Source organism: Thermoplasmata archaeon, assembly GCA_036395115.1.
In the GTDB taxonomy this organism is placed as follows: Archaea; Thermoplasmatota; Thermoplasmata; order RBG-16-68-12; family RBG-16-68-12; genus RBG-16-68-12.
The window spans coordinates 25329-48979 of the sequence record DASWDU010000044.1 but is presented as its reverse complement, the minus strand read 5'-3'; the positions used below and the strand labels follow the sequence as shown (position 1 = coordinate 48979).

General features: G+C 64.7%; 24 protein-coding genes. 11 read left to right on the top strand and 13 right to left on the bottom strand.

Annotation, left to right across the window (positions count from 1 at the left end; genetic code table 11):
* Positions 1-5: 5 nt before the first annotated feature.
* On the bottom strand, positions 6-875 hold the full coding sequence (locus VF992_10800) for a hypothetical protein (protein ID HEX9341638.1): 870 nt from the start codon (positions 873-875) through the stop codon (positions 6-8).
* 615 nt (positions 876-1490) lie between these two features.
* Between VF992_10800 and VF992_10795 the strand changes: the two genes are divergently transcribed.
* The 3 genes from VF992_10795 (at position 1491) to VF992_10785 (ending at position 3344) form a co-directional block, all read left to right on the top strand.
* The gene (locus VF992_10795; protein HEX9341637.1) at positions 1491-1952 is read left to right on the top strand and encodes a chlorite dismutase family protein; all 462 of its coding nucleotides are present in this window, start codon (positions 1491-1493) and stop codon (positions 1950-1952) included.
* A 143-nt stretch (positions 1953-2095) separates the two neighbouring features.
* Positions 2096-2671 carry a proteasome subunit beta gene (locus VF992_10790; protein ID HEX9341636.1) on the top strand — a complete coding sequence of 192 codons (576 nt, stop codon included), beginning with the start codon at positions 2096-2098 and terminating at the stop codon, positions 2669-2671.
* Position 2672: 1 nt separating this feature from the next.
* Positions 2673-3344, top strand: coding sequence for a proteasome subunit alpha (locus VF992_10785; protein HEX9341635.1), 672 nt, complete (start codon positions 2673-2675; stop codon positions 3342-3344).
* A gap of 126 nt (positions 3345-3470) precedes the next feature.
* On the opposite strand, the gene VF992_10780 is transcribed toward VF992_10785, so the two are convergent.
* Positions 3471-4136, bottom strand: a complete 666-nt coding sequence (locus VF992_10780; GenBank protein HEX9341634.1) for a hypothetical protein — start codon at positions 4134-4136, stop codon at positions 3471-3473.
* Between the two features lie 203 nt (positions 4137-4339).
* On the opposite strand from VF992_10780, the gene VF992_10775 reads away from it, so the two are divergent.
* From VF992_10775 to VF992_10765, 3 genes are read left to right on the top strand one after another with little or no spacing between them, the layout of a single operon-like run.
* Entirely contained in the window at positions 4340-5257 is a 918-nt protein-coding gene (locus VF992_10775; protein HEX9341633.1) for a cobalamin-binding protein, read from the top strand.
* The gene (locus VF992_10770) at positions 5254-5802 is read left to right on the top strand and encodes a cob(I)yrinic acid a,c-diamide adenosyltransferase (protein HEX9341632.1); all 549 of its coding nucleotides are present in this window, start codon (positions 5254-5256) and stop codon (positions 5800-5802) included. The genes VF992_10775 and VF992_10770 overlap by 4 nt, the downstream gene beginning before the upstream one ends.
* A 56-nt stretch (positions 5803-5858) precedes the next feature.
* A complete protein-coding gene (locus VF992_10765; GenBank protein ID HEX9341631.1) occupies positions 5859-6167 on the top strand; it encodes a zinc ribbon domain-containing protein in 309 nt (102 codons plus the stop codon).
* An 82-nt stretch (positions 6168-6249) separates the two neighbouring features.
* Here the strand turns inward: VF992_10765 and VF992_10760 are convergent, their stop codons facing one another.
* Positions 6250-7308 carry a glycosyltransferase gene (locus VF992_10760; GenBank protein HEX9341630.1) on the bottom strand — a complete coding sequence of 353 codons (1059 nt, stop codon included), beginning with the start codon at positions 7306-7308 and terminating at the stop codon, positions 6250-6252.
* A 146-nt stretch (positions 7309-7454) separates the two neighbouring features.
* Between VF992_10760 and VF992_10755 the strand changes: the two genes are divergently transcribed.
* Together VF992_10755 and VF992_10750 are read left to right on the top strand one after the other, a co-directional pair.
* Complete coding sequence (locus VF992_10755; GenBank protein HEX9341629.1) at positions 7455-7931, top strand: ester cyclase; 477 nt, start codon at positions 7455-7457, stop codon at positions 7929-7931.
* A 102-nt stretch (positions 7932-8033) separates the two neighbouring features.
* Complete coding sequence (locus tag VF992_10750; protein HEX9341628.1) at positions 8034-9074, top strand: DNA primase large subunit PriL; 1041 nt, start codon at positions 8034-8036, stop codon at positions 9072-9074.
* On the opposite strand, the gene VF992_10745 is transcribed toward VF992_10750, so the two are convergent.
* The 3 genes from VF992_10745 to VF992_10735 are packed head-to-tail and all read right to left on the bottom strand — an operon-like array spanning position 9071 to position 11049.
* Positions 9071-9697, bottom strand: a complete 627-nt coding sequence (locus VF992_10745; GenBank protein HEX9341627.1) for a CDP-alcohol phosphatidyltransferase family protein — start codon at positions 9695-9697, stop codon at positions 9071-9073. The two genes, VF992_10750 and VF992_10745, sit on opposite strands and share 4 nt — an antisense overlap.
* Positions 9688-10209 (bottom strand): adenylate kinase family protein, encoded by a 522-nt coding sequence (locus VF992_10740; GenBank protein ID HEX9341626.1) that lies wholly within the window; start codon positions 10207-10209, stop codon positions 9688-9690. Before VF992_10740 ends, VF992_10745 begins: the two co-directional genes overlap by 10 nt.
* A gap of 33 nt (positions 10210-10242) precedes the next feature.
* Positions 10243-11049, bottom strand: a complete 807-nt coding sequence (locus tag VF992_10735; GenBank protein ID HEX9341625.1) for a tRNA pseudouridine(38-40) synthase TruA — start codon at positions 11047-11049, stop codon at positions 10243-10245.
* A gap of 53 nt (positions 11050-11102) precedes the next feature.
* On the opposite strand from VF992_10735, the gene VF992_10730 reads away from it, so the two are divergent.
* Positions 11103-11807, top strand: a complete 705-nt coding sequence (locus VF992_10730) for an RNA methyltransferase (GenBank protein ID HEX9341624.1) — start codon at positions 11103-11105, stop codon at positions 11805-11807.
* A gap of 70 nt (positions 11808-11877) precedes the next feature.
* Positions 11878-12471: a hypothetical protein gene (locus tag VF992_10725; GenBank protein HEX9341623.1), complete on the top strand. Its 594-nt coding sequence runs from the start codon at positions 11878-11880 to the stop codon at positions 12469-12471.
* A gap of 39 nt (positions 12472-12510) precedes the next feature.
* Here VF992_10725 and VF992_10720 read toward each other — a convergent pair whose 3' ends face one another.
* Complete coding sequence (locus VF992_10720; protein HEX9341622.1) at positions 12511-15183, bottom strand: ABC transporter substrate-binding protein; 2673 nt, start codon at positions 15181-15183, stop codon at positions 12511-12513.
* Positions 15184-15424: 241 nt separating this feature from the next.
* Here VF992_10720 and VF992_10715 point away from each other — a divergent pair, with 241 nt between their 5' ends.
* Positions 15425-16942 (top strand): hypothetical protein, encoded by a 1518-nt coding sequence (locus tag VF992_10715; GenBank protein ID HEX9341621.1) that lies wholly within the window; start codon positions 15425-15427, stop codon positions 16940-16942.
* On the opposite strand, the gene VF992_10710 is transcribed toward VF992_10715, so the two are convergent.
* The 6 genes from VF992_10710 to VF992_10685 form a co-directional block, all read right to left on the bottom strand.
* Complete coding sequence (locus tag VF992_10710) at positions 16902-17843, bottom strand: ABC transporter ATP-binding protein (protein HEX9341620.1); 942 nt, start codon at positions 17841-17843, stop codon at positions 16902-16904. The genes VF992_10715 and VF992_10710 overlap by 41 nt on opposite strands.
* Positions 17844-17919: 76 nt before the next feature.
* Positions 17920-19161 carry an ABC transporter ATP-binding protein gene (locus VF992_10705; protein ID HEX9341619.1) on the bottom strand — a complete coding sequence of 414 codons (1242 nt, stop codon included), beginning with the start codon at positions 19159-19161 and terminating at the stop codon, positions 17920-17922.
* A 14-nt stretch (positions 19162-19175) separates the two neighbouring features.
* Positions 19176-20579: an ABC transporter permease gene (locus tag VF992_10700; protein ID HEX9341618.1), complete on the bottom strand. Its 1404-nt coding sequence runs from the start codon at positions 20577-20579 to the stop codon at positions 19176-19178.
* Between the two features lie 58 nt (positions 20580-20637).
* Positions 20638-21522, bottom strand: a complete 885-nt coding sequence (locus VF992_10695; GenBank protein ID HEX9341617.1) for an ABC transporter permease — start codon at positions 21520-21522, stop codon at positions 20638-20640.
* Between the two features lie 345 nt (positions 21523-21867).
* On the bottom strand, positions 21868-22437 hold the full coding sequence (locus VF992_10690; GenBank protein HEX9341616.1) for a hypothetical protein: 570 nt from the start codon (positions 22435-22437) through the stop codon (positions 21868-21870).
* 169 nt (positions 22438-22606) lie between these two features.
* On the bottom strand, positions 22607-23626 hold the full coding sequence (locus VF992_10685) for a type II glyceraldehyde-3-phosphate dehydrogenase (protein ID HEX9341615.1): 1020 nt from the start codon (positions 23624-23626) through the stop codon (positions 22607-22609).
* Between the last annotated feature and the right edge of the window lie 25 nt (positions 23627-23651).

Here is a 23651-nt window from a genome sequence, read left to right as displayed (position 1 = left end):
GAGACTCATGGTTTCTCGAACCCCTCCGCCGCTTGATAGTTCATGGACAGTAACGCCGATCGTGTTCTGTCGCTTGTCCGACCTTGGTAGATGTCCTGCCAGAGCTGAGGATCCCGGCTCAGCCTAGAATAGCGCGGGAGAGCTTCAAGAACTTGCCGCTCCAGTCGTCGCTGGTCCTCGAGATCCTCGGGACGACAAACGACGGTCGACACCCTTCCGAGCTCTGCCAATGCAAATGCGTGCACTCGGCCACCTGGCCATATTTGGTCCGAAACGGCCTTCAAAATGGAGATTCTCATAGCCAAGCTTGGGTGTCGCCGATCAGGAAGACGAGCTGCCTCTGGGCCTACCAGCTCGACTAGGGCCCTGGTTGACATGAGAAAACAGGGTCCGGCGAGGCAGAGGGCAACCAGGTCGCAACAGGCCTCTCCAAGCCAGCGCACTCGAATAGAACTGTCTGCGACCAAGTTTCGGATTTCGAAATCGCAATGAGCGGCTTCATGAACGACCCGAGGAAGGAGAGGTAGCTTGTCGTAGCCGACTCCGGGTTTGACAAAGAGCACGAAACTGACTTCGTCGGACGAGACGTCCAGTTTCGATTCTAGACTACGAGTCTCCAAAGGAGAGTCTACCACCACAATGTCTCGGATAAGGGCCGCTCCCGAGATTTCTATAATGGATTCCTCGAGCAACTCGTGAATGACTCTGTTAGATGTGACGAGGCCTCGGGAAAGCGCATCCACCAACGCGCGGATTCTTAGGAAATGTGCCGAGATTGCAGAAATTAACCTGAGTTGCTCTTCGGCGCCGTAGGACGCGAGCTTCCGGATTTGCTTGTCAACATCCTCCGCCCACTCTTCGAGCAGGCGAGCCATGCCTGGTCGGGCTATTCGGCGTCGCCGAACCTTGACGAGGTCCTTTCGCAATCTCGCCCAGTCGGGGTCAAGCGGATTCGGGGACGGCTGTGGCATGGCTCTGCCATTTCATGGATTATGAGACCAGTACATAATAGTAAAGCGGTGTGAGATCCGTTGCCTGCTCAGAATCCCTGGCTCTTCAGCATCCCTGGACTGCTTGTCTGAGATGATTCCGTTCGAATATTGACAGACACATACTTTTCGCCGAGACAGATGCGTCCTGGGAGAGGGTTGACTCGTTCTCTCTATGGTCTCTCTGTCACACTCGGTGTGAAGTGCCACGGATGCACAGACGCCCATCAGATTGACCCTCGTCTTCAGTTGAGCGATTGCATCGAGTATCGTCTCCTGAAAAGTGTCTCCCAGAACTCACAACGAAGGAATGTTCTGCAGCTCTCTGTCAAGCCTTATGTAAACCTGTGACGTGCACCGTCTGTGCGAAGGCTCGCCTCACGGTCCATTCTGAGTACGAACCAAGAAAAACAGGCCCCCGGAATCATACAGACGACTTTCGTGGGAAGCGCGGTGGGGAAATGGAAAATCGTGAAGCGGGACGCCGTTCGCGGGCCATCGTTGGCCCCGGCGAGTCACCTCCAAGTCGTTCTCGACTCACCGCTGAAACCGCCGGGCGCCGCCTGGGTGCTCCGTGGAGTGGCCAGCCACGAGAGGTACGCGACACGGGCCGAGCACGAGCGGCTCGCCGCTCTACAGGCTCCCCTCGATCGCGCGGAGGCGACACGAGCTGCCCTCATCCCCATCAAGAAATCAGCCGAGTGGTGGGAGCTCTCCCAGGAGGAGCGGCGCACGATATTCGAAGAGGACTCACACCATATTGCGATCGGCCTCGAGTACCTCCCGGCCATCGCCCGACGACTCTATCACTGCCGCGACCTAGGCGAGCCCTTTGATTTCTTGACTTGGTTCGAGTATGCGCCAACCGACGCGGCCGCATTCGAACAATTGGTCCTGCGGCTTCGTGAGACGCGAGAATGGGATTACGTTGAACGAGAAGTCGACGTCAGGCTGGCGCGGTAGGCTCCGCTGGGCTTTGTCCCCCGACGGGCCATCCGGCTGCAAGAACCACTACTGGGAAGGAACGATTCATAGTGAATTGTGACTGAAGGCCCACGATTCGAGTCAACATACTCGACCACCGACATATGCCTTCGAGGTTCGACATGACCACAACGGTCGGAATACGAAGCAAGGACGGCGTCGTCCTCGCGGCCGACAAGCGTGCGTCGAAGGGGTTCTTCGTCGGATCCAAGGTGGTCCAGAAGATCTTCTCCCTCGACGGCGCGACCGCGGTGGCGATCGCCGGTGCGATGTCGGACGCGGAGTACCTCGTCAATCTCGCGAAAGCCGAACGCCGGCTCCTCGCGCTGCGACGCGGCTACCCGCTGTCCGTCAAGGAGAGTGCGAAGCTGATCTCGAACATCGTCTACTCGTCGATGAAGAGCTACAACCCGTTCTACGTGGAACTCGTCGTCGCCGGCGTGGACCGGGACGGCGCGCACGTGTACACGAGCGACATGAGCGGCGCGATCACCTCGGAGGACTTCATGTCCTCGGGCAGCGGCTCGCCGATCGCGTACGGCGTGCTGGAGCAGGGATTCCGGAAGGAGTTCTCGCTGGACGACGCGACGAAGCTCGCCGAAGCCGCCGTGCGGGCGGCGATGGAACGCGATCCGGGGAGCGGGAACGGCGTCGACGTGCTCGCGATCCCGAACGGCCACGCTTGGGAGGCGAACTGACATGGCGGCGGAAGTGGGACGGATGCCGTTCTTCTACAACCAGGAAGGCCGGCTCGTCCAAGTGGACTACGCCCTCCAAGCCGTCAACCGCGGCTCGACGACGCTCGGCCTGAAGACGAAAGACTTCGCGCTCCTGACGAGCCAGGTCAAGCCGACCCGGCCCCTGATGGAGCCCGCGGAGAAAGTCTTCGTCGTGGACGACCACATCGGTGCGACTGGGAGCGGCTACATCGGCGACGTGACGACGCTCCTCGACCAGCTCCGCGTCGCGGCGCAACGCCATCGTATCGTCTACGACGAGCCGATCGACGTCGGCACGCTCTCGCGGAACCTGTCGGAGTACCTGCACGAGTTCACGATGTACGCGGTGCGCCCGTTCGGCGCGTCGATCATCGTGGCGGGCGTCGACGACCTCGGCGTGCAGCTGATCCAGGTGGACCCGAGCGGCACGACGTTCAAAGGCTCGGCGTTCGCGATCGGCCAATCGTCGGACGAGGCGCTCGAGACGATCGTCAAGGGCTACCGCCCGAACCTGAACGTCGAGGAGGCGATCGCCCTCGCCACGCAGGCGGTCGAGGGCGTGAACGGCGGGGCGACGCAGATCGAGCACGGGGTCGTGACCGCGCAGGCGAAGCGGTTCGAGCACCGGCACAACGGGAACCAGGCCGGGTAAGCCCCGGCCTTCTCCCCCCCTTTTTGCCCCCGTCCGATTTCTTGATGCGATAGACTGCATGCTTCGCCCCCCGCGCCCTCAATCACGCCGCGGGCCTTGAGGTCGTCCGTGACTTCGCGAGGCAGCCTACCGCTCGGGCGGAAATTGAGGTGGTTGCGTTGGCGGTTGACCCGGCGGTTGCGGTGGCACCTGAGCGTAGGAGTACGCTGGGTAGACGGGAGTCGCGGGCGGAGGTTTCTTTCGGATGAGAACCACGACGACGGCGACGACAATCGCGATCGCAACAACGCCCACGAGCGCGATGATGCCGAGCGCGAGACCTCCTGAGCCTCCCACTCCGCCTGCCGTGGGTTGCGGGTACACGGGGAACTGGAAGTCGACAGCGTCCGAAGTGGGCGTTCCCCAACCTCCGAATAGCCCGGGATCCGCCGCCTCGATGCGGACGGTCGCAATGTGAATTGCGTTCGTCGTGATGCCCTGTGGGACGTGAACCTCGAACGAGAAAGTCCTCGTCAGGCCACTTGCTAGAGTCAGGGGGAGCCCGGACGCGAAGTAGTAATAGGACTCCGCAACCCAATCGAATCGAAGTCCGACGGATGAGATTCTCATCGAGTCGGGTCCCGTGTTGTCGATATCGACGGAGAACGCGTACGTGGTGTCCTCGTAGGTCGTAGACGGAGGGTGGAATATTACATCGGCCTGCCAGGCGGAGACGTCTGCCGAGCCCGCTACGAGAATCCCAAGAGCCACGACTACGATGATGCTACTCGAAAAAGCCCGAACCGAACGCACAACGCTCCCCCAAGACGGCGGGGCATGAACATTGTGCCTATTTAGGTCTATTCTTGATCCGGCAGTTCTTGGTCGGAGAAGGGCGAATGGGCGAGTCCGGCCACAGCGGTTCGAAAAATCTCAGACCGCATTCGCCCTGGGTCCCGATGAAGGGCGCATAAACCCTTTTAGCGGCTCGCGGGCTATCGTGCCGGTCGACTCGGATGCGGATCGTCTCCCTCCTCCCCGCCGCCACGGAGATCGTCTACGTCTTGGGCCTCGGGGACGACCTCGTCGGCGTGTCGCCCGAGTGCGACTATCCGCCGGCAGCCCGCGAGAAGCCGGTCGTCAGCCGCGCCCTCCTCCCGTATGAGGGGACATCGAGCGGCGAGACGAGTCGCATGGTCGGCGAGAGGCTGGAATCGGGCGGGGCGCTGTACCAAGTCGACGAAACCGCGCTCCACGCCGCACACCCGGACATCATCGTGACGCAGGGCCTCTGTGTCGTCTGCGCGCCGACCCTCGGCGACGTCGAAGACGTGGCCCGGCGCCTCCCGCAGACGCCGGCAATCCTCTCGCTGGACCCGCACCGCCTCGAGGACGTCTTCGAGGACATCGAACGGGTAGGGCGTGCTTGCGGTGTCGAGGATCGAGCCGCGCAGGTCGCCGCGACGTTGCGGGAGCGGGTCGACCGCGTCGCCCAGCGGGCCGCAAGGGCGATCGACCGCCCGAAGGCCCTGTGTCTCGAATGGCTCGACCCGCTCTTCCTCGGCGGCCACTGGGTCCCCGAGATGGTCGACCTCGCGGGCGGCGTCGACCCGCTCGGGCGGCCGGGAGAGAAATCGCGCCGGATCGAGCCGAAGGACGTCGTCCTCGCCTCCCCTGACGTTGCGGTCCTGATGCCGTGCGGCTTCGACCTCGAGCGCACGCGGAAAGAGGCGCCCATCGTCACGCGGGCCCGATGGTGGGCGGACCTCCCGGCGGCGCGCACGGACCGCGTATGGGCCGTCGACGGCTCGAGCTACTTCAACCGGCCCGGACCCCGCCTCGTGGACGGGCTCGAGATCCTCGCGCACATCCTCCAGCCGCGGTTGTTCCCGAGGCCTCCCGGAGCGACGGACGCGCATCGGGAGGTGGGCTGACGGCGAAGCTCTACACGCGGACCGGGGACACGGGCGAGACGGGGCTCCTGGGCCCGGAGCGTGTCTCGAAGGACGACCCGCGCGTGGAGGCGATGGGCGCGGTCGACGAGCTGAACGCGGTGATCGGCCTCGCGCTCGTCTCGCAGAGAGAGAAACGAATCCGCGAACTCCTCCTGAAGATCCAAGACGACCTCTTCACGGTCGGAGCGGAGATTGCGATGGCCCACGCCTCGAAGGAGACGAGGGTGCCGAAGATCACGGAATCGCACGTCGCCCGGCTTGAGGCGGGAATCGAGGCAATGGATGTTGGCCCAATCAAGGAGTTCATCCTTCCCCGGGGATCGGAAGGTCTTGCCCGACTCCATTGGGCCCGCACGGTCGCTCGCCGCGCGGAGCGCCGGGTCGTCGCCCTCTCGAAGCGAACGACGCTGAACCCCGATTTGTTGCGATACATGAACCGTCTCTCCTCCGTCCTCTACCAGATGGCGGTATGGGTCCAGCGCAGAGAAAGGAAGCGCGTCGAACATCCGACCTATCGTACCTAGCTCGCAAAGGCAGGATTCATTAGCCACGAAGCCGATCGGGAACGCGGAGGGATCGCGTGATCGTTCGGCACGTCTTGGTTGGAGGCTTGTTCACGCTGGTGGGGGTCTTCAGCCTCCTGGTCCCGGAGGTCCCGTTCATCTGCATCGGGGCGCTCATCTTCGGACCGATCGAACTCTTCGCGGGTCTGTTCGGGACCAATAAACCGCGTCGCTCGGGGCATCGCATCGCTGTCGCAAGGGGACAGGGCCCACCGTCCTCCTTCGTGCCGGCGAGCGAGGAGAGCGTAAGGTTCTGCACGCAATGCGGGATGAAGAACGACGCCGTTCAGACATACTGCACGAACTGCGGAGTCAGGCTGTCCTAGTTGATCCGAGCGGCGACCTCGGGGCGACTGAGGCGAAATCCCTGCCTGGCGGAGTTGTCCGCGGCCTCGTCCTACGGGCGATCTAGCGGTTCCCGACCGTCTCGAGGAATTCGGCCAGGAATCCGATAGCTTCGGCATTTCCCGTCCGCGCGGGAGGGAGCCGACCGAGGGCGAGTTTCGCGGGGATCATCTCCTTCAACCGCTGGACGTCTTCGTGTCCGTATCCGAGTGCCGCCGCGTTGCGCTCCGCCTCGGCGTGGCCCCTCGGCGGGATCGCGATTACCGGGGTGCCCGCCGCGAGCGCCTCGTTGACCGTCCCCTTGCCGGCCGTCGTGATGACAAGGTCCGCCGCCAGGACGTAGTCGTGGAGGTTCGGGAGGAACCCATACGTGTAGACGCCCGGGGCGGGCTCTACCTTTAACTTCGGACCGCTCACGACGACCATCGAGACGTCGTCGAGGTTCAGCTCGCGGAACGCGTCCATCGAGGCTCCAATCAGGAACTCGCCGATCGCCGTGCCGCCGCCCGTGACGAGGATCGTCTTCTTCCGAAAGAAGAAGTCGTCCCGCAACCGCTCGCGCGGCGCGCTGAACGGGCGCACGATCGGGCCGACGCGCCGCACGTTCGGCCACGCAGGACCGGGCTCGGCCGTCAGGACGAGGTCCACCTTCCGCGCGAATCGGGAGAGCCAGACGTTGCCGCACCCTTCGACGAATCGAGACAGGGGGTCGCGGGCGAACTCGTGCCGCGTCGCGTCGAGGATCAGCGCCGTCGGAATCCGTCGCCGGACCGCCTCCCGGGCGGTCGCGAGCTCGCTGTCCGAGATCACGAACCGGTAGTATCCCCAGTCCGCCTCCTTCCGTAGGAATCGCCGCGCGATCCGCAGATAGCGTGCGTAGTCGAGGTACCACCGCCACGCCGGCCCGAGGACTCCGTCTGCCGCGCGCCAGTCGGGCGCGGGCGGCATCGTGAGCGCATCGAACCCGTTCGCGACGACGAGGTCCAAGGCAGGCGAGCCGGCGAGGAAGAGCAGATCCACGTCCGGCCGTCGTTCCAGGAGGCCGCGGGCGAGGGCCACGGCTCGCGTCGCGTGGCCGAGACCCTGCGAATGGACCGCGACGTAGCCGCGAAGCTCGCCCATTTCGCGTGGCGCATCGTCCGATCCAAGAAAGACCTTAGGGCGCACCGCGGCGGACCGTGCCATCGACCCAGCGCCGGATCCACCGCGTCCCTACGGGCGCCGTTAAATACCAGACGCGCCCTTGGGGCGCTTACAGGGGGAGCAACATGGGAATCGAGGAGAACAAGGCAAGCGTGCGCATGTTCTATGACGAGGTCTGGAACCGAGGGAACCTCAGCGTGGTCGACAAGATGACGGCGGAAAACTTCGTGGACCACAACCCGCCGCCGGGCGCGACTCCGGGCCGAGAGGGCTCGAAGCAGACGTTCCAGATGATCCGTGCGGCGTTTCCCGACGGACTGACGACGATCGACGACATCATCGCGGAAGGCGACAAGGTCGTCGTCCGCGCGACGATGACCGGGACGCATCAAGGGGATTTCATGGGGATCCCTGCCACGGGGAAGCCGGTGAAGATCACCGGCATTGACGTCATGCGTTTCGAGCAAGGGCAGGCCGTCGAACGCTGGGGCGAATGGGACACGGCGGGCCTCATGCAGCAACTCGGCGTCGCGCCTCCGCCGCCACAAGCGCTGGAGACGCCCGAAGAATCGGAGACGCCGGGAGAGCCGGAGAACGAGTGAAGCGCCTCCGCATGGATTCGGGGCTCGACTGACCCCGCGCGGGCGACGCACTTTCGCGCGTCCCCGCCATGGGCTTTTATTGCGCCGCGCGTTCCCGAGGCCGTGGACCTCGCGCTCCTCGCGAAGTATCCCTTCCTCCGGGAAGCCTCCGGGTTCGTCCTCGGAGAGAAGGTGAGCCTCGAGGAGATCCTGCTCGAGCCGGCGTACGCCCGCGCGCGGAGCCTCGGCAAGGCGCGGGTGCTCGAGGCCCTCGAGAGGACGCAGGCGTCCGAGCGGATCGCGATCGCGACGGCGGACCAACTCGGGCTCCTGCTGGCGTACCCGGTCGCCCGCATGCTCGCCTCGGCGCTCGACGACACCTACCTGACCCGGCGGTTCGCACTGCGCGAGGCGATCGAGGCCGAGGGCCGCCTCGCCGGCGAGGGAGACGACTTCATCCTCCATGTCGCCGCGGAACTCGGGATGGAGCTCCGGCGGTCGGACGGCGGATTCCGGCTGCACTTCACGGACTTCCTGCGCTTCACGAACACGATGCGCGACGCGCCGTGGAAGCTGATCAACCAGCCCGTCGAGCGCGGATACGTCCTCCTGCGGCGGGAACGGGCGCTGCGCGTCCTGCGCAACGCGATCCAACGGCACATCGAGCAGGGCCTCCCGCTGCCCGTCAACGACGACATCCTCGCGGCGTTCCGCGCCGACCTCGCCGAGATCCGCGGGGTGCTCGAGGCGAAGAAGGCGACGTTCAGGGCGGAGGACATCGGGAAGGTGAGCATCACGCGCTTCCCGCCGTGCATGTACAACCTCCTCGCGCAGATCCAGAACCACGAGAACGTGCCGCACATGGGCCGTTTCGCGATCGTCGCCTTCCTGCATCACATCGGGCTGAGCAACGACGAGATCTTCCGGGTCTTCGGGGACGTGCCGGACTTCGCCGCGGACGTGACGCGGTACCAAATCGAGCACATCACCGGCACGTCGAGCCCGACGGAGTACACGCCGCCCGAATGCTCGACGATGAAGTCGTACGGCATCTGCCCGGGCCCGGACCGGATCTGCATGACGATCAAGCATCCGCTGTCGTACTATCGGGTGAAGGGGCGCGAGCGAAGGCCGCGGGGCGAGAGCGCGTCGACCGCCGTCTAGCGTGCGAAGCCGCGCCACGTCGACACGCCGCGCTGCACGGCCGTCGCGTTTCCCAGGACGGCGAACACGACGAGGACCCACTCGAGCGGCTGGAACGCAATCGGCGCGACGCCCCAGCGGACGCCGCCCGCGGGAGCGACGACGAGCTGGAGGACGCCGCCGACGAACAGGAGGACCAGGCGGTCCGCCCGACCGAGGATCCCCGCATACCGGCGTCCCTGGCCCACGGCCTGCGCCTGCGTGCCCATGTACGACGTCAGGAGGACCCCGAGCAGGGCGAGGGTCCCGACCCATAACTGGCAGTAGGTGGAGAAGGCGATCCCGCCGATCATGAACACGTCTGCATATCGGTCGAGCACGTGGTCCAAGAAATCCCCGCGCGCGGACGCACGTCCGGCGAGCTTCGCGATCTTCCCGTCAAGGGCATCGAGATACGAGTTCGCGAGGAGCAACACGAGCGCGAGGGCGAGGAACCCGGCGCCTCCGAGAGCGAACGAGATTCCCGCGCCCGCGGCCGCCAAGAGTCCCGCCCACGAGACCGCATCCGGGTTCACCCGAATCAGCCGTCGTGCGACCGGCACGAGGAGCCGATCCGCGGCGGCCCGATAGCGGTCTAGTACCACGAGAGCACCTCGTCGCTCCAGTCGACTGAACCGGGTTCGTGGCCCGCGACCCGGCCTTGCAGGATCCCGAGGACGGCCTCCGCGGACTCCGCCGGCGTCGCGCGGGTCGTGTCGACCTCGTAGACGAAGGGCAGGCGTTCGACGGCCTCTTGCACGATGACGTCGATCGCCTCCGCCTCGACGTTCTCGCGGACTTTCGCTTCCGGCCACCCTCGCGACTGCAGTCGTTCGGCGAGGACGCGCGGATGACACCGCAGGACGATCGCGAGGTCAACGCTCATCCGGTGCGCGTAGTGCGCGACGAGGAACCCGAGTTTCACGGGCACGCGGATCTCCCGGTCGAGCGCCTCGACATCGACCTCGCGGGCCCCGCGGGCCTCGTCCACGCCCGTCAGGAGGTTCCGTTCCGCCGCGAGCCGGTCGAGGTAGAGGACGTAGTAACCGCGTGCGGCGAGGAGCTCCGCGATGGAGGTCTTGCCAGTCCCCGGCGTCCCCGTGAGCGCGACGAGCACGCCCGCGCAATCCCGGGGCGCTATATTAAGCGTTCAGCGGACGCCGGAATCCCCCCTGAGGAACCGCGCCGCGAGCCGCTCGTAGAACGAGGCATCGAGCCGGCGCTCCGCGAGGATCCGATCGATCCGCGCCTCCGTCGTCGGATCGCGCACGCGCCGGAACTCGACATCGTACCGGACGTCCATGAGGAGGAGGGGCTCCGCGGGCGCGAGGCCGAAGTCCGCCCGCGTCCCCGGCCGGAGCGCCCGTTCGAGGTCTCGGATCGAACCCACGCCGGTTTCGACACGGACCGCCGCGGCGACGAGCCGGCGGACGAGGTTCCAGGCGAACCGGGGCGCGCGGAAGTCGAGGACGACCGCGTCGCCTTCCCGCGTCGCCTCCGCCCCGTCGATCCGCAACTCGGTCCGCGTGCGGTCGCGGGTGAAGTTGCGGAAATCGTGCTCCCCGACGAAGGCCCGAAGGGCGTCGGACAGGCGTCCCGCGTCGTGGTCCCCGGGGAGGACATACCGGTACCAGCGATCGCGCGCGCGTCGCGCGCTGAAAGCGAGCGGCACCTCGGCGACGGCCCACGCCCACACCCCGCGGGCCTTCCCGTTGAACGCCCGCACGGTCGGAATAGGGGCGAGCGACGAATCGAAGGCGACGACGTTCCCGAGCGCGCTCACGCCGCGATCCGTCCGGCTTGCGCTCTGGAATCGCGCGGTCCGGAGGTCGCGGATCGCCCGGGCGCGCGTCAGGGCCGTGGCGATCTCCCCTTCCACGGTCCGAAGTCCGGGCTGCCGGGCTTGCCCGTGAAACGCTCGGCCGTCGTACGCGATCTTCATCGCGATCCGAGGCACACCGCGCGGGATTCGAGCCGTTATATACAAGCCTCGCCCTCCGTCGAGGTCGCATGCCGAAGACCCGCGTCGTCCTCGTCGGCCCGAAGAATGAGGGCAACGTCGGCGCGGTCGCGCGCGCGATGAAGAACTTCGGCATCTCGGACCTCGTCCTCGTCGATCCGTGCGCGATTGGCGACGAGGCGTACAAGCGGGCGATGCGCGGCGCGGACGTGCTGGCCCGGGCGCGCACGGTCGGATCGCTCGACGAGGCCCTGAAGGACGCGGACCTGGTCGTCGGGACGACCGGGATCACGACGAAGAGCGAGAGGCGATTCCCCCGGATATCCGTCACACCGCGAGAATTCGCCACGCGGGTGGCGGCGATGGACGGGACGCTTGCGGTCCTCTTCGGCCGCGAGGACTTCGGCCTCCTCGACGAAGAGCTCGCTCGGTGCGACGCCCTCGTGTCGATCCCCGCGGCGGCGGGATACCCGGTCCTGAACCTCTCGCACGCGGCCGCGATCCTCCTCTACGAAATGTTCGCCGGCAAACCGGAGCCCCGGCCGCGCGAGGCGTCCGGCTCGGAGAAAGAACACCTGCATTCGGCGTTCCGGGACCTGCTGATCGCGACGAACTATCCGACGCATCTGCGGGCGCGCACGCAGATCATGTTCCGCCGCCTCGTCGGCCGCGCCGTCCCATCGAAATGGGAGTTCCACACCTTCATGGGAGTCCTCACGCGCGCGACGAAGACGATCCGGCGATCGAAGGACTGACCTCGCGCGAGACGTGCTTTGGGGAAGACGAAAGCTTCAACCGATGCCGGCTCCTGACGCTCGGGCCGCGATGAAATTCCAGCTCCCCGATTTCTTGCTGCGGGTGAGGAAGCGCATCCGGAAAATTCCGACCGCGTACACGATCGGGCCCATCCTGTTCGCAACCGCGAGCGGGTTGCTGATCATTTCCCTCACGATCGAGACCGCCATCGTGGGCACGGGATTCGCCGCGGGGGATGCCGGTCCCGGCATCAGCGAGCGGGAGGTGGCGTTCCGCGCCACGCCGCTATTCCGGGCATCACTCGTCACGGCCCCGTGCGGGGTCGAATTTTACCTCCTGAGCGATGCCGCATACCAAGCCTATCAGTCCGACGGCTCCCTTCCGCCCTCGACCCTCGACTGCAATCGGACGGAGGCCCTCGTCCAATACCGCGTCGGCCATCTGGTGACGAACTACAGCGCATCGCCGGCCGCGTCGAACGTCACGTTCGCGATCACCGTCGCGTTCCTCGGACCGCGCGCACCGTACGCGCTCCTCTCGATCCCCGGGGCCGGACTCGCGCTCGGCGTCACGATCTGGATTTCCATGACGGCCATGGCGCGCGGTACGGATCGACTTCTCGAGCGCTCTCGCCCGCAGTATGAGAAACGAATGAAGAAATAGGAAAGGCGGGCGCGCTGTTGCGCGCCCGATTCGCTTGGCTTAGATCTCCTCTTCCGCCGGAGGCATGCCTCCCTTCGGCCGCCGAGGCATCGACCGGATCCGGACGATGGCGACCACCGCGACGATGACGGCGATGAGCGCGACCGCCATCGACGCGATCACGAGCGTCTGGAGGGTCGCGACCTGTGCCTGCGCTTGCGCCGTCAGGTTCTTCTGGTCTTGCAGTTGGGTGTTGAACGACTGCTGCAAGCTGTTGATCTCGCCGCGGAGCTCATCGACAATCGTCACGACGTCCGGAATGGCGATGAACGACTGCGACACGATCACCGGCACCGCTGCCTCTTTGCCTACCGTGATCGTCCGAAGCTCGTATGCGCCCGCTGCCAACGCGTCCGTCTGGGTCCCCGTAAGGGTGATCGTGTACTCGCCGGCCGCTACCTTCGTCGGCTGGCCCTGGTACAGTACCCCGCCGGTTGCCGGGTTCACGAGGAGCCACGTCATGTCGAACAGGTCGTAGGCGCCGCCCCCTTGGAGCGTCGATTTCACTTCGAACTGCGCGGGTCGGCCGATCAGGACCAACGACGGCGGCGCGAACGAGATCTGCGGGATCCGCGGCACCAAGAATGCATCGTACGCATTCGCCGCGATCGGGTAGCTCGTATCGAGCGCCATAGTCGTCTGGAGCGTGGCCTCGTCGACCTTAGTCAGGATGTACGGCCCGTTGCTCACGAAGAAGTGACCGTACGTCGTCCTAAAGTTCGCAAGATCCGCCCATCGGGTTGCCGCTTCCGTGGGGTCGAAGCTCAGTCCGGGCGGGAGCGTCCCCGTCACCGTCGGGAGGTTCAGGTCCATCCGGGCCAGGCAGTTGCCTTTCGTCAGGTCGAGCGCGACCTTCGCTTCGTTCTCCGCCGTGACTTCGCTGATTCGGCACGTGTCGTCGAAGACGGTGCTGAGTGCGAGTTGGCTCGCGGGCCACGGGGTCACGGGGAACGCCGGGTTGATCTGCGCCGCGATCGTCGTCGGGTCTACGTTCCAGTAGTCGTAGTAGACGGTCAGTTGGTTCCCGGACACCGTGAACCCTCGGAGGATGTTCTTCAGCAAGATCGAGGCGAAGGTCGCCGCGTCGTTGTCCTTCGCGTAGACATCGCCTCCCGCGGTTCCACAGACTCCGCCCGCGGCCGGAGCACAGGCCCGGCGATACACCAAGGCGAGTTCGTAGAGCACGTCGTCCATCGTGAACGGCTCCCCGTCGTGCCACGTTCCGAACGTGAACGTGTACGCCACCGAGGACTTCGCGGTCACGCCCGTGCCCACGGTCGTGAAGCCGAGGGTCGTCGGGTCCCAGATCTGCGCGGTCGAGGGGACGTTAATCACATTCGTCGGGCTCGGAGCCGTCACGGCGAACGTCGAACGAATCGGCATGTAGAGGCCGGTGTGCGGGTGCGGCCAGACCGCGGGATCGGAGAACGCGTACTCCTGGAGAGCATCATACAGCCATCCAAATCCTTGCCACGGGTTCCACGGCGAGAGGTACTGCAGCCGCTGACCGACGTGCAGCGTGCCGCCGGGGTTCGTGAAGCGCGCGGTGCGCGACGCCAACAGGCCCCACGCACCTCCGGAGAGGTCGTAGACCATGCCCGTGACGCGCTTGCTCACCGCAAACGTCCCGCCGGCGGTGACCCATACGCGGACGGCGTTCCTCAGAGACAGCGACGTGGCCTCCTCGAACCACTGTTGCCGCTGTGCAAGGCTGGTGTAGTTCGCGTTCAGGAGGTTCTCGCAAACCGTCCAGAGCGGCGGATCTTCCACGGAAACGTCGTAGACGCCCCAGACATTGCTTCCTTCGCCACCGCAGAAGTAGAAGTTCGGGTCGGTGTCCGACCACGCCGTGAGCGCGGTCGCGGCCCATCCTTCCGTGTACAACTGCCATGCGCCGGTGTCGACCGGCCCGTTGTACACGATCGCGAACGCGGCGGAGCCCGAGAGGATCATGCGGTTCACACCGAAGCCGAGCTTCTCGAGCTGGCCCGCGATGTAGAGCCCGATGTCCTTCCGGATGTCCTCGGTCCGGATGACGAAGTTCAGCACGAGGTCATGATACACCCCGATGCTGTTCCTGATCTGCCACTTCCCGGCGCTGAACCGGTAGAGCGGAGTATCGGCGCTGAGCGTGCTGGATATGATCGACGCGCCCTTGTCGAAATCGAAGCTGTAGTTCCGCTCCAGCCGCGAGTCGTAGACGGCGTCGCGTCCGTACTCCGGATTGAGCCGGTTCTCCAACGTGATGTGCGGGAACTGACTTCCGCCGGCAATCTCCTGCGAGATGAAATCGCGGTCGATGATGTAGTTCATCGCCTCGCGAATTTCTCGGTGGACAAACGGATTCCCCACACCGTCGGGAGGGGCCGGGGTCGTGGACACCGCGACGGGGTTGATGAACAGGTTGTTCAGACTCCCTCCCACGTCGATGGTCCAGAGATCGGGATTCGACCTCGCGGCCGCGATACTCGCTGCGGTCCTCAACGGGAACATATACACATCCATCGTGCCTGATGTCAGATCGACCAGAGCCTGGTCCTGGATCGGTTGCTGATACCAGAGCAGGCTGTCGGTCTGACCTCCCACGCGCCCCTGCGCCCTCGCGTTCGGCAGGGAAATCAACCCCGCCAAAAGCAAGACGGCCACGAGCGCGCCTGCAACAAGGTGCTTCATAGTATTCCTCCAATGCTGACGGGAAAGACGAGAATAGGCTCCCCCTTCTCTCCCCGCCCGCATTCGAATCCGCCGGATGACTTGGACGGTATTTATCACTTTTCCCGGACGAGTCCCGAACCTAATTCGAACCGATTCGAACGGTGTCCCACAGGCGGCGACCGGAGACCTCCTCACTTCGAACCGCGTCCCATCGTCGCGCCACCTTGAAGAGGACGTCGCCCAATCGCCACGCATCTCGATGAAAGGACGTTTGATTCGGCGGCCCGTCGGGCTCGTGGGGATCCTCGCCGCTGCAATCCTTGCCGCGGCGTTGGTGTCCGTGTCCGGGACGCGGCTCACATGGCGTGTGGAAATCGTCGACGGAAGCGGGGACGCAGGGCGTCATTCGAGTTTGGCGATCGCCCCCAACGGGACCCTTTACGTTCTCTATCAAGACGATGGCGGGGGCACGTTGCGGCTGGCCACGTCCGCCGGAAGCGGCTGGTCGTCGGAGCAAGTGACGGGCCCGGGACTGTACACGGGCGATACGAACATCGCCGTGGACACATCGGGGGCGCTGCACATCCTGTATTACGACCAGAATCGAGACACGGTCCGCTATGGAGTCCGAGGCCCCTCTCCCGGGGCGTGGAACATCTCGGACGTGGACACGGGACACGTCGACGAATTCAGCGGGCTCGTCCTCGACAGGTTGGGAACGCCCCATGTCGTCTACACGACGTACAGCAACACCTTGCGGTACGCGCACTTCACCGGCTCGTCGTGGATCCGCGAAGATGTCGATGCCTCGGGGCCGGGTGCGGCGTATGAGTCGATCGCCCTCGATCGCAATGGCATTCCGCACGTCGCGTACTTCGGGTTCGGACACCTCCGGTACGCATCGAGACCGGGGAGCACGTGGATCGTCGAGGACGTTGGAGGCATGGAGCGCGCGTCCTGGTACGTACGATTCGGGCTCGATCGCGGCGGGACGCCGCACATCGTCTACTACGACGCCAAGAGCGCGAGCCTCGGGTACGCGAGACGTTCGCCGGATGCCTGGTTGTTTTCAACCATCGACGCCGCGGGGAACCCCGGGTTGGGGACGAGCCTCGTCGTCGGCCCGGACGACCGACTTCGCGTTGCCTACTACGCCCAACTTCAGGGCGTTCTCCGATACGCCGAATCCGTGAACGGCACGTGGGAGATCCAGACGGTCGACGACGACAGCACCGTCGGGTGGGAACCAAGCCTCGCGTTGGATCCCGGTGGGGCCCCGCACGTTACGTACTACGATTGGACGCGCGGCGCGCTGCGCCATGCGGTGGGCTTGTCCGTCCTGGGGACGAGGACGCTCGGAGCGTCAGAAGTCACGACGAGCTCAGCGCGGCTTCACGGTGAGGTCACGTCCCTCGGGAGCTACGCCGCCGCGAACGTCTCGTTCGATTGGCGGCCCCTCGGGGAGGCCGATTGGAGGAGGACGGGCACGACGTCCCTCGGCTCCGCCGATCCGTTCGAGATGCCGCTGCTCGATCTCATCCCTGGTGGGTCATATGAGTTCCGCGCGGTCGTGGAGGCGGGCGGGACGATGGCGATGGGTCGGATACTGAAGTTCAGCACGTCAATCCCCACGGTCCCGGATCCTCTGGCGTTCTTGTTGCTGAGCGCCACGGTCACCATCGCGACCATTGGCGTCGTCCTCGTGGCTCTGGTCGAGCTCGACGTTCCCTCGAAGATCAAGAAGCGAGGTGGCAGGCGGCGAGATGGCCAGGCCTGAGCTCCCGGAGCGGCGGTTCTACCACGTCGCAGAGGCCCGCCTTCGCGATCGGGCATCGCGGATGGAAGCGGCACCCGGGAGGGGGGGACGTCAGCACGGGGGGTTCGCCCGGGAGGGCAGGACGCTCCCGCAACCGGTTCTCTGGATCCGGGTCCGGAATCGCCTCGATCAACGCCTGCGTGTAGGGATGGAGGGGTTCGCTCAGCACGTCGGTGACGGGGCCCGTCTCGGCGATCTTGCCCGCATACATGATGGCGACGCGGTCGGAGAAGTGTCGCGCGGTCGCGAGGTCATGCGTGATGTAGAGGAACGCAATCCCGAATTTCCGCTGGAGTTGGCGGAGCAGGCGCAGGATCGAGATCCGCACGGAGGCGTCGAGCATCGATACCGGCTCGTCGGCCACGATGAATTCCGGATTGAGGATCATGGCGCGGGCAACGGCGACGCGCTGGCGCTGGCCACCGCTGAGCTGGTGCGGGAACTTCGCCTGGAACAGCTCGGGCGGAGTGAGCTTCACGTTCTCGAGCGCCTTGCCGATCATCTCGGCTCGCTCCCCCGGCGTGCCGAGGCGGTGGACCGCAAGCGGCTCCTCGAGGATCCGGTATATCGGAAACGTCGGGTTGACGGAGGAATAGGGGTCCTGCGGGATGATTCCCGCCTTTCGCCGAAGCCACATGAGATCTCGCTGCCAGGCGTGAGTGATGTCCATCCCTGCGTACAAGAGTCGCCCTTCGGTGGGCTCCAGAATCCGGAGGACGACGCGCCCCAAGGTTGTCTTGCCAGACCCGCTCTCTCCGACGATGGCGACGGTTTCGCCTTTCCAGAGGGCGAGCGAGACACCGTCCACGGCCTTGACGGCGAGCGGGGTGCGGAACAGGCCGCTGCCCACCATGAACCACATCCGCAGATCATCGAGCTGCAGGAGCGGGTAGTCCCCGCCATCGTCGAACGGGAGCCCTTCCGATTGCGGGGTCGGCTCAGCCGCCTGCATACCTCTTCCCCTCCTCCGTGAGTAACCAACACGCCGCCCTCTGGCCATCGGCACCCATGAGCTCCGGCACCGCGGCCGCGTAGAGGTCGATGACGACCCGTTCTCCCCGTTCTCGCACGGTCTCGATCCCTTGGAGCACAGGCGCCTTCGCACGTTCGACGTCAACGAGGGCCCGAATCTCCGAGGCGAGGTCGGCCGGCGCCGTCCCCGCTTTCGGTTTCACGACGAGCTTCCAAGAATCCTTCGGCTCGAACTTCGCGGCGCTCAACGGCTTCACGCCCGCCTGCCCAGTCGCACCGGATCGCGCCTCGAGAAACGCCTGAAGCTCGGACGCCGACCAGCCGCACATCTTGAAAGAGACGGGACAGCGCGGATGGAACCGGCAGCCCGCCGGCACGCTCGTGAGATCCGGCGGCACGCCCGGGATGAAGTCAGGCGCGACCTCGCCCCTTAGGAGCGGCACGCTTTGGATGAGCTTCTGCGTGTAGGGATGCTGCGGGGCCGGATACACTCGAGACGCAGTGCCTATCTCGACGATCTTCCCCGCGTACATGATCGCGACCTTGTCCGCGAGTTCGCTGGCGAGCCCCAGGTCGTGCGTGATGAAAAGGTACGCGAGACGAGATTCCTTCTGCAATCCCTTCAACAGGTTGATGATGTTCGCCTGGGTCATCACGTCGAGGGCCGAGGTGGGCTCATCCAGGATCACTACCTTGGGCTTCAGTACGAGGGCCATCGCGATGACGACCCGCTGCTTCATCCCGCCGCTCAGTTCGTGCGGATACCGCTTCGCGACATCTTCGGACAGGCCGACGTTCCGGAGGCCCTCGCGTGCGGCCTCAAGCGCCTCCTCCTTCTCGAGGTCGTAGTGGACCATCAGTGGCTCCGCGACCTGGAAGCCGCAACGGGTCGTCGGGCTGAGAGCGTTCATCGCGCTCTGAAAGACCATCGAGATACCGCGCCAGCGCACCTTATGCCGGAACTCTTCGTTCGAGTAGGCCATCGTGTCTTGTCCGTCGAGCACAACGCGGCCTTCGTACGTCTCCACGTTCCGAGGGAGCAGCCTCATGATCGCGTTCGCGGTCGAGGTCTTGCCACATCCGCTCTCCCCCACCACCGCGATCGTCTCGCCCGGTTCGATCGAGAATGAAACGTCGTCGACGGCCTTCACCGCTCCCCGACGTGTTCGATAGTAGTACCGTAGGTTCTCCACCTCGAGAGCCGGCACGTCCTGTCACGCCCTCATTCTTCGCGAAGACGCGGGTTCAGCACCTTGTCGAAGGCATACCCTAGGAGCGCGAAGCCTATCGTCGTGTAGATGATCCCCCCGGCCGGGAAGAGAATCCACCACCACCAGCCGTAGAAGAGAGCGCCTTGCGTATACGCCTCGCCGATGATGGCCCCCCAGGTCGGAAGGACCGGATCGCCCAAGCCGAGGAAACTCAAGGACGCCTCAACGAAAATGAAGGCAGGGACGCTGAGCGCGACGAGGGCAAACGTGTAAGGCATGATGCGCGGGATGATGTACTTGAACAGGATGCGACCTCGGCTCGCGCCGTAGGACTGGGCGGCCTCGATGAATTGCTCTTCCTTGATCTGAAGGACGATGCTACGGACGACCTTCGTGGTCGAACCGACCACCCCGAATGCGACGAGATAGAAGAGCAGAGCGACGATCCCGGGTCGATAGAACAGAGAGACCAAGATCAGGATGGGTAAGGTCGGGATGACGAGATAGAAGTCCGCGGCCCTCTGGACGAACTCGTCAATCGGACCTCCGTACCAGGCAGCGAGCGCCCCGAGAAGGGTCTGGATGAGCACCACGACGCCACCGGCTGCGACGCCGAACGCCAACGCAATCGGTGCGCCCCACAACAGTCCCGTCAGGAGGTCTCGGCGATGATCATCCGTCCCGGCAAGTCCGAACACCGTCCCGTAGACGATGAAACGGCCATTCACATCATCCGACAGGCTGAACCCTTCGTAGTCGATGACGAGTTGGTAGAACCCCTTGGCGATGTTCGCGTTGCGACTGCTGACCTGAGCAGAATCGTTTCTCGCAAAGAGGACCGTCTCCGGCGTGATGGATTGCCAATTGGGGACATTGCTCTCGTTGAGCACGCCCTCACGGAGGACCCAGGTTCGCAGGTTTCGTTTGAGCGGCTCGATGTACTCCGATTTCTGCGTGATTATCGTGGATACGTTCCTCTGTTCGTCCGTGGCCGAGTAGGGGAGGAGAAGGACATACTGGTTGTCCGGTCGCCACATGTATACTGAGATGGCCGGACTCTGGCCCGGAAAACTCGCGTTGACTGCGATCGAAATCTCGGAGGGAAATTCGTCGTAGTTCCAGTAGAAGTTCTTTGTGAGGTTAATGATGGTGAGATTTAGGGGACCCCCCTGCGACGGCGGAATGTACTTTCGCACAACCACCTTGCGGAAGCTGTCGCTTTCAAAAATCATAGTGCGAGGCTCGTGAATGCCCGAAGGATCGGACCACTCGGGGGCGGCGCGCTTCGGGTTGTCTTGCCAAGGCTCGAAGGACGACCAATGGCGGACCACGTCATATGGGGCGTAGAACGGGACAACCCCTGCGACGACGATCAGGGAGGCGATGATGCCGAAGCCCACGATGCCCGACTTCATCCGGACCGCCTCGCGGACCGCGGCCCTGATGCCAATCGGAGCCGGAGCCGACGCTTGCTCACCTCCGGAGCGCGCGAATCCTCGGATCGAGGAGACCGTACACGAGATCGAGGATGAATACGGTGATGACGAGGAGGTAGGCGTAAATCGCTGTCAGAGCGATGATGACGGGGGCGTCGAACTGGCCGATCGCGTTGAAAAAGAGCTGGCCAATGCCTTGGTAGTTGAACACTGTTTCCGTGATGATCGCGCCTTGCCAGGCGGAAATCAGGGTCAGGGCGAGGGACGTGACGATCGGGGGAGACGCCGCACGGAGCACGTACTTCGTGAGGACCGTCTGCTCCGGCAAGCCCTTCGCCCGCGCGGCCACTACGAAGTCCTCGTCCATGATCTGGAGGACCAAGTTCCGGGTCGTGTACGACCAAGACCCGAATGTCGCAAACGCAAAGGTGAACATCGGCAGCAACATGTGGTACAGCACGTCGGCATACCAGTTGATCGTGCCCTGCGGCGGCGCCGGGACGCCGATCCAATCGCCCGTGGGGAACCAATGGAGCGAGTAGCCGAACAGAAGGATGAAGAAAAGGCCGTACACCCAGGGTGGCACGATGAACGTCGTGACGGAGAGGACCGTCATCCCTCGATCGAACACCGTGAGCGCCCGACGCGCCATCCATAACCCGAGCCAAATCCCGAATACGGCCCCGATTGCGTTTGCCATTGTGAACAGCGTGAGGGTGCGCGGCAAGCGCTCCCCGATGATGTCGCTGACTAGGAACGACCCGTCGTTCGCCTGAAGGTACTGAGCCCGACCGAGATTGAGGGTGAGCGCATCGAGCGTGAAACGGAAGGACTTCTCGAGGAACGGTTCGTTCAGACCCCTCGCCTCGACGAGGTTGTTGTACGTCTTGTTGAAAAGCGCGTCCTTCTCCGTCTGGTTCATCAGATTGTATGCCGGATTGTTGTGGAGTTGCTGGGTAACGTCGTTCTTGATTTGGGCCTTCAGGATGTCATCGATGAGCCCGCCCCCGTTCGCGATGAGGACCGTGATGTAAATCGCGATGACGAGCGTCAGGGCAAGGAATATGGCTCTCTTCGCCAGGTGGCGGCCAAGGCCCAGGGACGCTCCACCCCCTTGATATACCGTTACACGGAATGGTCATTATAATGTTATGCCTTTAAGCCGGGAAGTCCGGAACCGATGGGGTGCATCGTCGTCCACGATGCGGACGCGGGCCGGGGGCGGGCGAGAACCGCGGTGCGAGGGACGGAGATCGAACCGGGCTCCTCAGATTCGCGCGCGCTCACTCGCCGCCTTCTTCAGCGCGGCCAAGACCGTATCGAACAATCCTCCCACGAGGACGAGGCCGCCCGCCGCGACGCCAACCAGAGCGCCGGGCAACTTGCCAAGGGCCACGAACATCAGGCAGAAGGCAATCGAGAGGATTCCGAACGCAATCCATGCGCTGCCGGCCTCGGTCTTCTTCCGGAGGACCAGGACGGCCGAGTACGCCGCCGTGGCGACGAGGGCGATTCCCGTGAATATCCAAAGCGTCACGACCAGCGAAACACCCGCGGCGCGGAGGAGGTCTCCGACACTCTCCCCGCGGGCATTGGCGAGCAGGACGATTGCCAAGGGCATCGACACCGCGAACAATCCTGCGGCAGTAAAGCCCAACAATGCTTCGGCGAGGCGCGTCCTCGGATCCGTCAGCACGGGCAATCGGACGGTCTCCGCGCCGTACAACCGACGGTTCGTCGACGCGCTGCCTTCGTCCGTCGGTGCGAGTCGGGCCCTTTGAGGCGGAAGGTACGTCAGTTCCCCGCAAGACCGACACCGGAGCCAGTACGGCGTCACTTGTTGGAGGTCAATCGAGCCGCACGAGCGACATCGCAGAGCTGTCGACGGAGCCTGCTCGATCCAGCTCGCCCCGACAACGGAACGTCGTACGAGAGAAAAGCTTAGCGGCCGGTCTCTGCATCTCCGCGGAACCGCTCCGGTCGAGTGGGACCGGATGCGTCCCGCGTCATCCCGCGAGGCCGATGCCGAGGGACCGATCCGTCTTCTCCATGCTTCGCCGGCCCTCTTTCTCGAGCTCGAGCAACGCGCGGATCGCGTCGACGTTTTCGGGGACGACATCTGACTCTTGGTGGACCGCCTGGAAGTAGTAGAGCCGCTTCCCGTCGACCACATGGACGCCGTCGCGCCAGACCGCGACCTCGTAGAGGTCGGACCGGTTCCGGGAGAGGTCGCGGGCCATTTCCATGATCTGCGCCGTCGACTTGACGCCCTCGCCCCCCTCGACGAACGCGATGCGGGGCTGCCGTTTCCAGAGCTCGGCGATCCGCTCCTCGTCCGCGGCCTTCTTGAGGTCCACGCTCACGGCGTGCACGTGCATGAGCGTCGTCGGGACCTTGAGGGCGATCGTGTGGATGTCGAGCTGCGGGAGGACGGTCTGCACGTCGGGCCCGTGGTGGCTCGGCATCTCGAGTTCCGGCTCGATCGCGTTGATCGGACCCTTCTTCGAGTCGCCTGGGTCGGTCGCGCGGCGCACCATCACCGCGAGCGCGCGCTCCACGCCGAGCCCGGCGTCGAGCGGATACAGCGTGCGGATGAGCCCCGTCGTGTTGCACGACGGCACGCGGACGAACGTCGCGCCGAGGCACTCGGCGTAGTTCACCGCGGCGTTGAACGACAGGTTCGTCAGGGCGTGTTCCTCGCCGCCTTGCCAGATCGCCTTGACGCCCGCCTTCTCGTAGAGCTTCTTGTATCCGCTTTCCTCGGGCGTGCAATCGACGACGAGGTCCGCTTCCTTGAGGACGTCCTCGAGGACGCCGGACGCCTTGACGCCCGCCTTCTCGAACTTTCGGAGCGCGTGCTCGCTCGCGGCGTAGAGCGCGTACGACTTCCGCGCGGCGAGCTTCGCCTCGAAGTCGGGTCTCGCCTTCACGACGCCGACGACGTGCATGTCGCCCTGCAGTGCGACGGCGTCCGCCACCCGCTTTCCGATCGTCCCGTATCCGTTGATCGCGATCCTCGCGGGCATGGCGGACCTTCAATCGCAGCGAAGG